The organism is Kitasatospora sp. NPDC087271 (genome assembly GCF_044744605.1).
Lineage (GTDB): Bacteria > Actinomycetota > Actinomycetes > Streptomycetales > Streptomycetaceae > Kitasatospora.
In genome coordinates this window covers 38,473-51,691 of record NZ_JBIUYQ010000041.1, presented here as the reverse complement: position 1 = coordinate 51,691, position 13,219 = coordinate 38,473, and the positions used below count along the sequence as shown (strand labels likewise).

Annotated in this window: 11 protein-coding genes; 4 read left to right on the top strand and 7 right to left on the bottom strand. The window is 72.2% G+C overall.

From position 1 onward, the window contains the following. Positions 1-488: 488 nt before the first annotated feature. Entirely contained in the window at positions 489-1,289 is an 801-nt protein-coding gene (locus ACIO9K_RS36470) for a hypothetical protein (protein WP_363625533.1), read from the bottom strand. Between the two features lie 67 nt (positions 1,290-1,356). Next, positions 1,357-1,863 (bottom strand): SigE family RNA polymerase sigma factor, encoded by a 507-nt coding sequence (locus ACIO9K_RS36465; protein WP_363587258.1) that lies wholly within the window; start codon positions 1,861-1,863, stop codon positions 1,357-1,359. A 272-nt stretch (positions 1,864-2,135) separates the two neighbouring features. Here ACIO9K_RS36465 and ACIO9K_RS36460 point away from each other — a divergent pair, with 272 nt between their 5' ends. Then, on the top strand, positions 2,136-5,084 hold the full coding sequence (locus tag ACIO9K_RS36460; RefSeq protein ID WP_400336179.1) for an AfsR/SARP family transcriptional regulator: 2,949 nt from the start codon (positions 2,136-2,138) through the stop codon (positions 5,082-5,084). A gap of 43 nt (positions 5,085-5,127) precedes the next feature. Here the strand turns inward: ACIO9K_RS36460 and ACIO9K_RS36455 are convergent, their stop codons facing one another. Continuing rightward, the gene (locus ACIO9K_RS36455; RefSeq protein ID WP_400336177.1) at positions 5,128-6,978 is read right to left on the bottom strand and encodes a protein kinase; all 1,851 of its coding nucleotides are present in this window, start codon (positions 6,976-6,978) and stop codon (positions 5,128-5,130) included. A gap of 612 nt (positions 6,979-7,590) precedes the next feature. On the opposite strand from ACIO9K_RS36455, the gene ACIO9K_RS36450 reads away from it, so the two are divergent. The 3 genes from ACIO9K_RS36450 to ACIO9K_RS36440 all read left to right on the top strand — a co-directional run bounded on the left by ACIO9K_RS36450 (position 7,591) and on the right by ACIO9K_RS36440 (position 10,682). After that, on the top strand, positions 7,591-7,938 hold the full coding sequence (locus tag ACIO9K_RS36450; RefSeq protein WP_363625539.1) for a hypothetical protein: 348 nt from the start codon (positions 7,591-7,593) through the stop codon (positions 7,936-7,938). Positions 7,939-8,112: 174 nt separating this feature from the next. Next, the gene (locus ACIO9K_RS36445) at positions 8,113-8,613 is read left to right on the top strand and encodes a hypothetical protein (protein ID WP_400336175.1); all 501 of its coding nucleotides are present in this window, start codon (positions 8,113-8,115) and stop codon (positions 8,611-8,613) included. Then, complete coding sequence (locus ACIO9K_RS36440) at positions 8,610-10,682, top strand: alkaline phosphatase family protein (RefSeq protein WP_400336173.1); 2,073 nt, start codon at positions 8,610-8,612, stop codon at positions 10,680-10,682. The genes ACIO9K_RS36445 and ACIO9K_RS36440 overlap by 4 nt, the downstream gene beginning before the upstream one ends. Before the next feature lie 56 nt (positions 10,683-10,738). Here ACIO9K_RS36440 and ACIO9K_RS36435 read toward each other — a convergent pair whose 3' ends face one another. The 4 genes from ACIO9K_RS36435 to ACIO9K_RS36420 are packed head-to-tail and all read right to left on the bottom strand — an operon-like array spanning position 10,739 to position 13,217. Continuing rightward, entirely contained in the window at positions 10,739-10,930 is a 192-nt protein-coding gene (locus ACIO9K_RS36435) for a hypothetical protein (protein WP_244293816.1), read from the bottom strand. A gap of 33 nt (positions 10,931-10,963) precedes the next feature. Then, positions 10,964-11,701, bottom strand: a complete 738-nt coding sequence (locus ACIO9K_RS36430) for an SRPBCC domain-containing protein (RefSeq protein WP_363632670.1) — start codon at positions 11,699-11,701, stop codon at positions 10,964-10,966. Between the two features lie 30 nt (positions 11,702-11,731). Beyond that, positions 11,732-12,991: a cytochrome P450 gene (locus tag ACIO9K_RS36425; RefSeq protein WP_400336170.1), complete on the bottom strand. Its 1,260-nt coding sequence runs from the start codon at positions 12,989-12,991 to the stop codon at positions 11,732-11,734. A gap of 10 nt (positions 12,992-13,001) precedes the next feature. Continuing rightward, positions 13,002-13,217 (bottom strand): MbtH family protein, encoded by a 216-nt coding sequence (locus ACIO9K_RS36420; protein ID WP_363587266.1) that lies wholly within the window; start codon positions 13,215-13,217, stop codon positions 13,002-13,004. Positions 13,218-13,219 lie beyond the last annotated feature (2 nt).

Here is a 13,219-nt window from a genome sequence, read left to right as displayed (position 1 = left end):
TTCTCAAGGAACGGACACTTCCTTCAGGCCGCCTTCCAGCGGGCCCTCCGGGCGCTTCGTTCTTTCGTGTTTCCAGCTTACCAGATGTTTTCCGCCCCGTTTTCGGCGCTTCGTTCATCCAACTCGCTGGTGTCTTCTGCGGCTTGACGCCCCGTCCGACGTTTCAAACTCTAGCCGATCCCTGCTCCGAAAAGCGAATCGACCGCAATCCAATAAAACGAGCACACCGATATACACACCGGGCCTCGCTCGCGCATGGCAAGCCGACCCGGCCCGGACCCGGGACGTGATGTTTCGAAAGGATTGGCCGCCCCGGGACCGTCCGCGCCGATGCGTGTCCGGTGCTCCCTGCCGAGCGACTGGCTGACAGTACCCCTACTCAGCGCCCGAAACAAATGCCCAGCCCAGGGTGCGCCCGCCAAGGCGCGCACGGACAGACCGTGCTCGACCTCGGCGGACGCACCCCCTACGAAACGCGACGCGCAGGGTCAGCCGACGGCACCGAGGATCGGCGCCCAGGCGGCACCGGTGAGTGCGGCCACCGCCTGCTGCTCGGAGAGCGGAGGAGCGGCACGGGTCGGCTTCGGCGTCTCGGCGCCGGTGCCGCCGCCGGTGCTGTTCCACTGCACCATCTGAAGCTGCGCGCCGGTCGACTTCAGGGTCACCGTCACCGTCCAGCGGCGGGCGGTGTCGGGACGGACCGGGTGCGCGGCCGCGTTCTGCTGGAACATCACCAGGGCCCCGCCGGGAATCTCGGCACTGCTCGGCAGCTCGCTCATCTTGCAGGTGTCACCGTCACGCTTGGGCTGCCACTCGCAGCTCAGCCCGTCGCCGTCCTTGAGCGGCAGTTGGAGCCGCACGGCCGAGACACCGACGAAGGCGGCGCCGTGCCCGTCGTCGAGGACCAGTCCGCCGTTGGCGACGCGTCCGTTGGACGGATCCGAGGGGTTGTTGCTCTGCCCGCTCTCCGCGCTGAACCGGCCGCCGGGGAACGTCGCCTCCAGAGCCTGGATCATCTGGGTGTCGGTGATCGCGGAACGCGGCATCGCCATCGCCGCCACCCTGATGTCGGATCCTTCGGAGTGCATCCCGGCGAGCACGTCGGGGATCACCAGGCCGGCCGCCGCGATCACGGTGCAGGCGCCGACCCCGGCGATGACGCCGGCCGTGCGCCGACGCCGGCGGATCCGCCCGCGCTGGACGGCTCCGCGCATGAGCGTGGTGAGGTCTGGTTCGAGGGAGTCGGTCGTGCGGTCCAGGGCGTGTGCGAGGTCTGCTTCGAACGGCATGCTGGCGTCACCTATTTCTGTCGCTGATGGGGGCTTCGTGGCGGTTTCGACCTGCGCGCACCGATGCTCAGTGCGGAACCAGGTCGGACAGGCTGTCGCCGAGCAGGGCACGCACCCTGCCGAGCGCCCGGGTGCCCTGGGAGCGGACCGCGCTGCTGCTCAGCTTGAGCATCCGGGCGGTCTCCTCGATGCTGCGGTCCTCCCAGTAGCGCAGCAGCAGCACCGCCCGGTCGCGGGGCGGAAGTTGGCCGAGCGCGTCCAGCAGGGTGAGTCGCAGTGCGGTGTCGGGGCCTGCCGCCGCGCTGTCGGGCATGTTCCCGATGGGGCGCTCGCCGCTGCTCCGTCGACGCCGCAGGCTGAGGAAGGTGCGGACCAGGACCGTCTGGGCGTAGGCGGCCGGGTTGTCCGCCTTGGCCACCCGCTTCCAGTGCACGTACACCCGGCTGAGGGTCTCCTGGACCAGGTCCTCGGCAAGATGCGCGTCGCCGGCCGCGAGGACGTACGCGGAGCGGTACAACGCCTTCGCCCTCGCCGCCACGAACGCCAGGTACTCATCCTCCTGTGCTGATTTCACTCGGTTCCCGCCTGTTCCCTTGTCCTGTGATCCCCGTGCATACCCCTCATGACTACGTAAGGCGGCAGCATGTCGCGCGGGCGGGGCACCTTCTTCTTTTTCACCGCTGCCGCGTCGGCCGCCCTCCACGGACACCTTCGTCTCCCCTCCGTCTCCCCGCGGCCGACCCCGCGAGAAGCGGCCCCGGCCAGCGGTGATGCGGTCGGTATCATGCGCCCGGGGGTTCGTTTGCAGGCAGAGGGGAACGGTCGGTGGGTGGGTTGCGGTTCACGGTGCTGGGACCGATACGGGGGTGGCGGGACGGCGGCGAGCTCGCACTCGGGTCGCCGCAGCAGCGGAACCTGCTGCTCTCGCTGCTGCTGAGGGCCAACCACCCCGTGTCGACCGGTCAGCTCGTCGACGACCTGTGGGGCGAGGAGCCGCCCGCCAAGCCCGTAGCCGTGATCCGGACGTACGTCCACCGCCTGCGCCGCGTCCTCGGGCCCGCCCCGCTGACCTCGCTCAGCGGGGGCTACCTGCTCACCGTGGATCCCGGGGAGCTGGACACCCACCGCTGCGAGGAGCTCGTCGGCGCGGCGAAGGAGCTCAGCGGCGCCGGGGAGCACGCCCGCGCCGCCGCCACGCTGCGCCTGGCGCTGGCCCTCTGGCAGGGCGAGCCGATGTCCGGGCTCTCCGGCCCCTATGCCGAGCGGCAGCGCGGCGAGTGGACCGAACGCCGGGTGACCGTCCTGGAGTCGTGTCTGGAGGCCGAGGTCGAGGCCGGACCGTCCGGCGAGGCCGTCGCCGAACTGACCGCGGTCGCGGCCGAGCACCCGCTCAGGGAACGGTTCTCCGAGCTGCTGATGCTCGCCCTCTACCGGGCCGGGCGGCAGGCCGAGGCCCTGAGCGTGTACCGCGACACGGACCGGCGGCTGCGGGCGCAGCTCGGCGTCGCCGCCGGGCCCGGTCTGCGCGAGTTGCAGCGCCGGATCCTGGTGGCCGACACCGCCCTCGTGGCACCCGCGCCGCCCCGGCCCGACACCACCACCACGGCCCGCCCGCCGTACCACGCGCCGATCCGGCCGACCCAGGTACCGGCCGACCTCGCCGACTTCACCGGCCGCGAGGCGCAGACGGAGGCGGTGCGGGCCGTCCTGCTCGCGCCCCGCACCGTGCCCGTGGCGACGGTGTCGGGCCTGGGCGGCATGGGCAAGACGGCCCTGGCCGTCCATGTCGCGCACGGCCTGGCCGCCGACTTCCCCGACGGCCAGCTCTACGTCGACCTGCACGGGGCCGACGGCCGCCCGACCCCGCCCGAGGAGGTGCTGGGCGCCTTCCTCCGCGCCCTCGGCGTGCCGGCGGAGGCGCTGCCCGCCGGGCTCGCCGAACGCTCCGCCCAGTTCCGCTCGCTGCTCTCCGGCCGACGCGTGCTGATGGTCCTCGACAACGCCCGGGACGCCGAACAGATCAGGCCGCTGCTGCCCGGCAGGCCCGGTTGCGCCGTGCTCGTCACCAGCCGGGCCAGGCTCGGTTCACTTCCCAACGCGCACGTCGTCGAGCTGCCGGCCTTCGCCCCGGAGGAGGCCCTCGACCTGCTCGGCCAGGTGGTCGGCGGGCAGCGGTTGCGGGCCGAGGCGGACACGGCCAGGGAGCTCGTGCGGATCTGCGGTCACCTCCCGTTGGCCGTGCGCATCCTCGCCGCCCGCCTCTCCTGCCGGCCGGGCTGGACCATGGCCCGGCTGCTCGACAAGCTGTCCGAGAATCGTCGTCGGCTGGACGTGCTGCGCACCGAGGACCTCGCCGTCGAGTCGGCGTTCCGCTTCGGCTACGACCAGCTGACGCCCGACCAGGCCCGGGCCTTCTGTCTGTTGGCGGTGCCGGACGTGCCCGACCTGTCGCCGGGCGCGGTCGCGGCGGTGCTCGACCTGCCCGAGCACGAGGCCGAGGAGCTGGCCGAGTCGCTGGTCGACTGCTCGATGCTGGAGACCGCGCCGCCGGACCGCTACCGGTACCACGACCTGCTGCGCGCCTTCGCCCAGCGGCTCGTCCCGGAGACAGCGGCCGACGTCGAGGCCGGCGCGGGCTCGGCCCCGGAGGCGGACCGCCCGGCCGCCGTCCTCACCCGCCTGGTGATCCGCCAGCACGCCGAGACCGTCGCGGCCCTCGGCCCGGCCGCCACCCGCGCGGCCCTGACCGGCGCCGGTGCACCGTACGCTCCCGACTGCCGCGCCGTGGCCCGCGGTCGCGGCGAGTACCACGGCATCGGCGCTCTGGTCGGCCAGTACGCCGGGCTCCCCCAGCCGCCCCGGCTCGATCTGGTGGCCGAACTGCTGCTCGGGGGAAGCCTGTTGTGCGAGACCGGCCAGGCCGCCCGGCCGCTGGGGCACGCGGCCAAGGTCCTGCTCCAGGCCGCCGTCCGGCAGGGCGACCGAACGGCCGAGGTCAGGGCCCGGCTGGTGCTCGGTCGGCTGCTGACCGAAGTCGGCTCCGAACCCGCGGCCCTCGGCGAGCTGATCAGGTCCCGCGACCTGTGCATCGCCCACGGCCTGCCGGGGCCGCTGCTCGCCCTGGCCCACGCCTCCCTGGCCGCCCTGTTCGTCCAGGTCGGTCGGCCGGGCGACGCGGTCGACGGCTTCGCGGCGGCGATCGCGGTCTGGGAGCGGCTCGGCGACCGGCGCTCGGTGGCGGGCGAACTGCTCAACCTGGCCGGTGCGTTCACCGAGCTCGGCCGGCCCGAGGCGGCGGTCCGCGTCGTCGACCAGTCGCTGCTGATCTGCCACCAGCTCGCCGACCACGAGCTCCAGGCGCTCGCCCTCGACTCGTTGGGGACGATCGCCCACGATCGCGGCGAGTTCGAGCAGGCCCTGCGCCACCACCGCGGCGCCCTCGCCCTGCTGCGGCCGGACGACCGGCGCCGGACGGGCCGCACGCTCCTGCGGCTCACCGAGTCGCTGCGGGCCGTCGGCCGCGGCGACGAGGCGGTGGAGGCGGCCGACCGGGCGGTCGAGGTGCTGACGCTCGACGGCGACCGCCGGGGGCGGGGGCTGGCCCTGGCGGCGCTCGGTGACGCGCTCGCCGACCGCGGCGGCGCCGAGGACGCGGCCCGGGCGTGCCGGTCGGAGGCCTACGACATCCTGGCCTCCATCGGCTCCCCCGAAGCCGACCGGCTGCGCGCCCTGATCGGCCTCGGCGGGGCCGCCGACCGGCCCCGCCGGCAGTGGCCGTCCTGGCTGCCGGCCTGATCCTCCCCTCGCCCCGGGGGTGTTCGGCTGCCGGGCCGACGGGTCAGTGCAGCTCCCACACCTGGTTCTCCGCGTTCGAGCAGGCCGCCACCCTGACGTAGTAACCGGCTCCGTCTGACGTCAGGCAGCCCTTGGTGGCGCCGTTGACGATCTGGTAGCCACCCCGAAGCGGCGTGAGGGACCAGAGCTGGTTGTCGGTGTACGGCGGGCTCGTCCAGATCTGCACGCGCCCGTCGCCCGTGTCCAGGTCCAGCACCTTGGTGTAGTTGCTGGAGGCGTTGCGCAGGAAGTACTTCCCCTCGAAGACCTTCTCCAGCCGCCACACCTGGGCCGACGTGCCGTTGACGCTGAAGGTGCCGACCCGGTTGCCGTTCTGGTCCCCGGAGTAGGAGTTGTCCAGCGCGCCGTTGACGCCGGTGATCTGTGCCTGGGAGGGCAGCTGTGGCTGCGGTTTCGGCTCCGGCGTGGGCGACGTGGGCGGCGCCGACGTCGCGGACGGCGTGGGCGGTTCGTGGGAAGCGGGCGGGGACGGGACGGCGGAGGTCGGCGCGGGCGGGGCGGGGTTCTGGCCGGCGGTGGGCCCCGTGGAGGCGGGAGCCGGCACACCGGGCTGGGACGGGGAGGCGGAGGTCGGCGCGGGCGGGGCCGGGTTCTGGCCGGCGGTGGGCGCGCCGGAGGCCGGAGCCGGCACACCGGGCTGGGACGGGGAGGCGGAGGTCCGCCCGGCGACCGGCTCGGGCTCGGCGCCGGGCGTGGGGCTCCCACCCGCTGCCGGTCCGGGCGACGGCACCGGGGCCGCCGGCTCGGCGGACTGCTGTCCGGCGGGTTGACGGTCGGCTGCCACCGCCGCGGGAACGGCCGGGCCCGAGAGGCCGGCCACCGGGCCCGCGACGGCGGCGGCGTCCGGAGCGTCGTCCTCGTCGGACCGGATCACCGTCGCGCCGGAGGCCCCGACCACGCAGAGCAGCGACAGCGCCGTCACCCCGATCAGCCCGCGCAGGCGGAACCTGGCCCACGGTGCGCGTCCGGCGACCGGCCGGGGACCGACCGGAACCGGCGGCGCCGTCTCCTCGGCCGGTGCGAGGGCGTCCCGTACCGCCGCGGCCATCGTCGCCGCGTCGGGCCAGCGCTCGCCGGGATCCTTGGCCATCGCCCGCTCGACCAACGCCCACACCGGCGCGGGCACGTCCTCCGGAAGCGGCGGCACGGGCTCCGTCAGGTGCTTGAGGATCAGTTCGAGGGCGGTCTCCCCGTCGAAGGGGAGCTTGCCGGCGAGGCATTCGTAGAGGACGACGCCGAGTGCGTAGAGGTCCGCCGAGGCGGTGACCGTCCCGGTGGAGGCCTGTTCGGGTGCCTGGTAGGCGGCGGTGCCGAGCACCATGCCCGGTACGGTCAGCCGGGCGTCGCAGCCGGGCCGGGCGATGCCGAAGTCCGCGATCACCGTCCGGTCGCCGCGGACCATCAGGTTGGCCGGTTTGATGTCCCGGTGGACCACCCCGGACTCGTGCGCGGCCTCCAGCGCCTCCAGCACCTGGAGTGCGATCCGGAGGGTCTCCTCCACCGGCAGCGCGCCGCGGCGTTCCAGCACGGCGCTCAGCGGTTCCCCGTCGATCAGCTCCATGACCAGGTAGCCGACCGAGGGCCGCCCGTCCACGGCGCTGTGCCCGTAGTCGTACACGCCGACGATGCCCGGGTGGCGCAGCTGCGCCATGACGCGGGCCTCGGCGTGGAAGCGTTCGGCGAAGCCGGATTCGTCCAGTAGGGCCGGCTTCACCACCTTGACCGCGACCCGGCGGCCCAGGACCTCGTCCTCGGCGAGCCACACGTCGCCCATCGACCCGCCGCCCAGCAGGTCCACCAACCGGTAGCGGTCGGCGAGCACGGTGCCGCGCATGATACTCCCTGAATCAAGCCCGAGGACCGGAGCGAATCCGGAGACCGGCCCGGTTCCATGGGCGCACCTTGGTCCGGGGCGCCCTCCGAGGATCATGACACCGGCAAAACAACTACTGGCTGTCCATCATATGAATCACGATCGACTCAAGCCATTCCCGCCCCACGCCCCACCCCACGCCCCCGCGCCTCGACGGCCGCGTTGACGCAGCCGGCCGGGTCGGGTGTCAGGCGCACTCCCCCAGCCGCGACCGGCCACCGGTCACCGGTCCACTCGAAGGAACGCCGTCGTCGAGCCTCGCGGAAGCCGTCGGCGGGGAGGCGGCTCGTCCTCGGTCCCGGACGGCCGCGGAGCAGGCCGTCAAGGCCTCCCGAAGCGCCGGACCGACTTCTCGCGCTTCTCGCGCCAAAGGTTCGTAGCAAAATTACCTGTCACTGGGATGCAGGTCACCAGGCCTTTTCGCATCGCGCCCCCGGACCGGCCGACCTAGCGTGGTTCGCGGCGCTCCTCCCGGACGTTCCTCGCCGCACGCGAGGCATGGGACTGAGTCGCAGATCCGCCCGAGCACAGCTTCGGCGGCACACGAACAGATGAATTCAGAAAGGCTCAGCCATGGGCTTCAACCATGTCGACGCGGTGATGGCCGTACCCGACAAGCCGAACCAGTTCTGGGTGTTCTCCAACACCGACTACCGGCGCGTCGAAATCACCGTGACGAGCAGCCACCCGTACCCGGACAAGCTCATCCTCAAGGGCACCATCCGCGAGGACTGGCCCAGCCTGTCGGACTTCGCGAAGATCGACGCCGTCATGAAGGTCCCGGACGGCAGCAACGAGTACTGGGTCTTCTCCGGCGACCGGTTCGTGCGGATCAACGTCGCCAACGGGGAGCCGCACACGGACACCAGGACCTACGGTCCGGCGCCGCTGAGCGAGTGGGAAGGCCTCACCAAGGGCTGACGGCCGCCTCGGGTGCCCGGACCGCACCGGACCCGCCGCACCCAGCACTGGACGCCCGGCCGGGCCACCCCCGGCCGGGCGTCTCCCGTACCCGTACGTGCCCCGAGCCGTCGGTCCCTTCGTCCGCCCCACCTCCCCCGCCCACGTTCACCCGCTCCGATCGGAGACCTGCCCATGGGTCAGTTCGTCACAGACGTCAACCTCCTGGTCGCCTACGACGACCCGGTGCGGAGTCCGTTCCACACACCCACCGGGTGGGAGTGGATCGACGTCGACCTGAACAAGGGCGCGCACGGCGCCTACCTGTACCTCGTCTTCGAACGGTCCGCCGACGACCGGCCCGTCACCGGCATCCGCGTCCTGAAGGACGACGAGAAGCCGCCCGCCGGGTACCAGCAGCTGCCGGTCGACCTCAACAGGGGGACGCCCGCACACGGCACGGCCCTGTTCCTGGCCGTCACCCGCCAGGAAGGAGCAGGCCGGCCCATCGTCGACCTCACCGTCACGCACTGGAAGGACGGGGCGCAGGAGATCCCTCCCAGGACGGGCTACACCCGCGTCGACACGGATCTCAACAAGGGCGCCAAGGGCGACTTCATCTACCTCGACTACCTCCGGGCCACCGAGAACGCATCCTCCGGTTCGCCCGCCACGCCGGACCAGGAGAACGCGTGAACACTCCCCACTCCCCGCAGAGCGCTCCGTCGCTGCCGGACTCGCTGCTGAAGGCCCTCAAGCGCGAACCCCGCCCCGGCGGTCTGAAGGCCATCCGACACGTGGTCTTCCTGATGCAGGAGAACCGTTCCTTCGACCACTACTTCGGCAGCAACTTCCGAGGAGTGCGCGGGTACGACGACCGCAACCTCGTCACGTTCCCCGGGACCGGCGGCCGCACCGTCCTCGACCAGCCCGACCCGGACCACCCGTCCACGCCCCGGCGGCCCTACCAGCTCAGACCGGACCAGGGTACGGCCGAGCCGGCGGCCCACAACTGGCCCACCGGCCACCAGGCGTGGAACAACGGCCGCTACGACCAGTGGATCAAGGCCAAGGGGACCGTCACGATGGGCTACTTCGACCAGCCGGAGGTCGTCGGCACCTACCGGGCACTGGCCGAGCGGTTCACCGTGTGCGACGCCTACCACTGCTCGGTGATGAGCGAGACCACCTCGAACCGCAACTACCTCTTCAGCGGATTCGGCGGCTGGGAGCCCGACGGGTCGCGGGTCACCGGATCGGCCGCGCACGACCGCGAGAACCCCGATGCGACCTACGCGGGGGACCGGACGCCGGGCTACGGCTGGTCCAGCTACCCCGAGATCCTGGAGGTCAACAACGACCCCTTCGGCTCCGACGGGATCAGCTGGCGCGTCTACCAGGGCTGGGACAACTACTACGACAACAACCTGGAGTTCCACGCCGAGTTCAAGCGGATCTTCCAGACCGTGCTGAAGAGCGCCAAGCTCGACTACCTGAGCCTGTACGACTTCTACAAGGATCCGAAGCGCGTGCGCCCGGAGGACGTGGAGGCCCTCGCCAAGGCGGTCGCCGACCTGCCGCCGGCCGACCGGAGCCTCTACGACCGCGGGCTCTTCCGCTGCCCGCCCCCGCCGGACTCGAAGCAGAACCCGAAGAACTACCGCGACTTCGTCCACGCGTTCGCCCAGGACGTGGCGGCGAAGAGGGTCCCCCGGGTCTCGTACCTGGTGCCCTCGGACGCGGACTCGGAGCACCCGGGCGACGGCGGTTCGGCCCCCATGGCCGGTGAGGAGGTCGTCGCCCAGGTCCTGGACGTCATCGCCTCCGACGAGGACATGTGGGACTCCACCGTGCTGTTCATCAGCTACGACGAGAACGACGGCTTCTTCGACCACGTGCCGCCGCCGGTGCCCCCGCAGGGCGTCGACGACGAGTACGTCGGCAAGGAGCCCATCGGCCTGGGCATGCGCGTGCCGATGATCGTCGTCTCCCCGTGGACCGTGGGCGGCTACGTCAACTCCCAGGTCTTCGACCACACCTCACAAGTCCGCTTCCTGGAGGAGTGGTTGGGCGTACGGCAGCCCGCCATCAGCCGCTGGCGGCGCACCGTGGCCGGCAACCTCACCTCGGTCTTCGACTTCGACCGCACCGGCGACCCGCCACCGCAACCCACCGACCCCACCCGGCGTCTGGCCCGCCCGCTGCCGTACCAGCCGGACGCCCACGGCGCCCTGGACCAGAAGCAGGGCGCGTTCGTCCTCCAGCCGACCAACACCGGCGCCGCCTCCGTCCACCTGACCCTGTACGACAACGTCGGCACGTCCGGCGCCTACCACGCACCTCAGCACTTCGACGTGCTCGGCACCACGACGCCCGCCACCAAAGTGAAGGTCCGCGAAGGAAGTTACGACTTCTACCTCACCGGCCCCAACGGATTCCGCCGCGAGTTCGCCGGGAAGGCCGCCGGGGCCGCAGCCGAAACCTCCGTGGCCACCGCCATCGCCACCGCCCCGAAGCGCGTTCTCACCCTGACGATCACGTCGCCGAGCGCCACGCCGCAGACCGTCACCGTGGCGCCCCGGCACTACAGCACCGCGAAGGCGCTGACCGGGACCGTCGTCACGGGCAAACCCCTCGTCCTCGTCTGGGACACCGATGCCGCCGACGGCTGGTACGACCTGGACCTCGCGATCGCCGAGGACGCGTCCTTCCGCCGCCGTCTCATGGGCCACGTCGAGAACGGCCACCCGAGCATCAGCGGCTGAGCGCCGAAGAGGCCGGCGCCGGGGCGCGGCGCCGGCCTCTTCGGGTGCGAGGCGTCCTACCGGCGGCCGCGGGCCGGTGCGGGGTTGAGCTTGGCACTGAGCACCGACAGGAAGGTCGGGAGCCTGTCCACCGCGGTCTTGGGGACGGGGGTGACCTGGACGGTGTCCCGGACCACGTCCTGCACGACGAGCTTGTAGGTGCCGCCCTCCTCGACGAGTTCGGCGGCGTAGAGCAGTGTTTCTTCCACCAGTGATCCTCCGGTTGTCTGTCGTACGGCGGGTCAGGAGCCGTTGAGCCAGGCGTTCCACGCCTTGGTCGCCTGCTCCTCGTCCGCTCCCTCGGCGAACAGGTGGTGGCCCAGCCAGATCGGCCAGTTCCAGGTGCCGCCGTTGAAGAACCGGTACAGCGCGTCCGGGCCGCGCAGGCCGATGAAGTCGGGGCTGAGCCAGTCCACGACGACCGCCTCCGGGCCGCCGTCCGTACCGGGGACGTGGAGTTCGAGCCGGTCGCCGACGGCAGCGTCCTCGGCGAGGCCGAGGCGTCGGCGCAGGGCGGCGAAGTCGGCCGGGTCGGCGGTGGGTTCGGGGCGCTGGGCCTTGACGTAGACGGCGGGGCGGCCGCCGAAGTGCCGCAGGTACTCGGCGAGGCCGTGCTGGTAGAAGTGGACGTGCTTCTCGGCCGCGTCCGCCTTGGTGTCCCAGGTCGCGTCCCAGACGCCCTCGTGCACCCAGTGGATTCCCATCCGCAGGTGGCTCGTTCCGCTGTCCACCGGCTCGATCCGGTAGCTGAGCGTGTTGGAGAACTCGTCGCCCAGGGTCGCCCTGACGGCGAAGTGGCTCGGCGGCTCCCACACCACGACGGTGCTGTCGGACCGGGTGGCCTTTCCGCCGACGCGCGGCTCGACCTCCATCGGGTACAGCCAGCCCAGGTTGCCGGCGCCGGTGGCGACCGCGGCCCAGACCTGTTCGGGTGTCGCGGGCAGGTCCTGTTCCTTGCGGACCTCGAACTCTCGGGTCATGGTCGGTTCTCCTTCGTCGTCGGTCGGGTGTCAGTAGGTGAGCGGGAGGGCGCTCAGCCGCCGTTGCAGCGGGTTGGGCCGCCATTCGAGGGCCGCCCCGCCGGCGGCTTCGTCGGCCAGCCGCAGCTGCGGGAGCCGGCGGACCAGCCTGCTGACGGCCACCTCCACCTGGAGCTTGGCCAGCGGGCCGCCGAGGCAGAAGTGCGGTCCGTGGCCGAAGCTCAGGTGCCGGTTGCCGGGGCGGGTCAGGTCGAGCCGGTCGGGGTCCTCGAAGCGCTCGGGATCGCGGTTGGTCGCACCGAGGAACAGGTACGCCAACTCGCCCTCCCGCAGGGTCCGTCCGCCGATCTCCAGGTCCTCCGCGACGACCCGGACGATCGCCTGGGTCACCGTGTCGTAGCGGGCCAGTTCCTCGACGGCGCCGCGGATCAGCCCCGGGTCCTCGCGCAGCCGGGCCAGCTGGCCGGGGTGGCGCAGCAGGGCGAGCACGCCGTTGCCGACCAGGTGGGTGGTGGTCTCGTCGCCCGCGGTGATCAGGACGAAGCAGGTGGACAGCAGTTCGGAGTCGGTGAGCCGGTCGTCCTGCGCCTGCGTCGCGACCAGGGCGCTGATCAGGTCGTCGCCCGGTTCGCGCCGGCGCTGCCGGATGAGCCCGGACAGGTACTCCTCGTACTGCCCGATCGCCTCCTCGGACTTGTCGATGTCCTCGCCCAGCCGGCCGAAGCGGCGGAACCAGGTCTTGACCTGCGGGCGGTCCTCGTCCGGAATGCCGAAGAGCTCACAGACGACGGACATCGGCAGCGGGGAGGCGACCGCCTCGATCAGGTCCATGGCCGGGCCCGCCGCGAGCGCCTCGTCGATGAGCCGGTCGACGATCCGCTGAACGCCGTCGCGCAGGGCTTCGACCCGCCGGGCGGTGAACGCGCGGTTGGCGAGCTTGCGCAGCCGGGCGTGGTCCGGCGGGTCGGTGTTGGTCATCACCCGGCCGAGCCGGTCGGTGAGCCGGCTGAAGGCCTTCAGGTCACCGCCGAGCGCTCCGTAGGCGCGGGTCATCCGGTCCCGGTCGTTGGACAGCCGCAGGTCGCCCAGGGCCGCCTCGACGTCGGCGTACCGGGTGAGGTGCCAGATGCCCTCGGCGCTGCGGTGGACCGGGCTCTCGCGCCGCATGCGGGCGTAGAACGGGTACGGGTCGCGCCGGGCCTCGGGGGTGAGCAGGTCCGCGGCGAAGTCGTGGGGCGGGGCGAGGCCCGCGCTGCCGCGGGCCTCGTCCAGGGTGTCGGTGGAGGTCACGTCGGCCGCGTTACCGCTGGGCGTCCATGGCGTCGGCGAGGCTCCTGGGCCGCATGTCGGTCCAGGACTTCTCGACGTACTCCAGGCAGGCGGCGTTGGTGTCGGGGCCGTGGGCGACGGTCCAGCCGTCGGGGACGTCCGCGAACTGGGGCCAGAGCGAGTGCTGGTTCTCGTCGTTGACGAGCACGAGGAAGGTGCCGTCCTGGTCGTCGAAGGGGTTGGTCATGG

What these genes read in the sequence shown, in the direction of transcription:
- ACIO9K_RS36455 (WP_400336177.1), bottom strand. Translation starts at nt 6,978, where the DNA reads ATGCGCGGCACCGTGCTCGCCGACCGCTACCGGTTGGTGGACCTGCTG.
- ACIO9K_RS36470 (WP_363625533.1), bottom strand. Translation starts at nt 1,289, where the DNA reads ATGCCGTTCGAAGCAGACCTCGCACACGCCCTGGACCGCACGACCGAC.
- ACIO9K_RS36450 (WP_363625539.1), top strand. Translation starts at nt 7,591, where the DNA reads ATGGGCTTCAACCATGTCGACGCGGTGATGGCCGTACCCGACAAGCCG.
- ACIO9K_RS36445 (WP_400336175.1), top strand. Translation starts at nt 8,113, where the DNA reads ATGGGTCAGTTCGTCACAGACGTCAACCTCCTGGTCGCCTACGACGAC.
- ACIO9K_RS36420 (WP_363587266.1), bottom strand. Translation starts at nt 13,217, where the DNA reads ATGACCAACCCCTTCGACGACCAGGACGGCACCTTCCTCGTGCTCGTC.
- ACIO9K_RS36430 (WP_363632670.1), bottom strand. Translation starts at nt 11,701, where the DNA reads ATGACCCGAGAGTTCGAGGTCCGCAAGGAACAGGACCTGCCCGCGACA.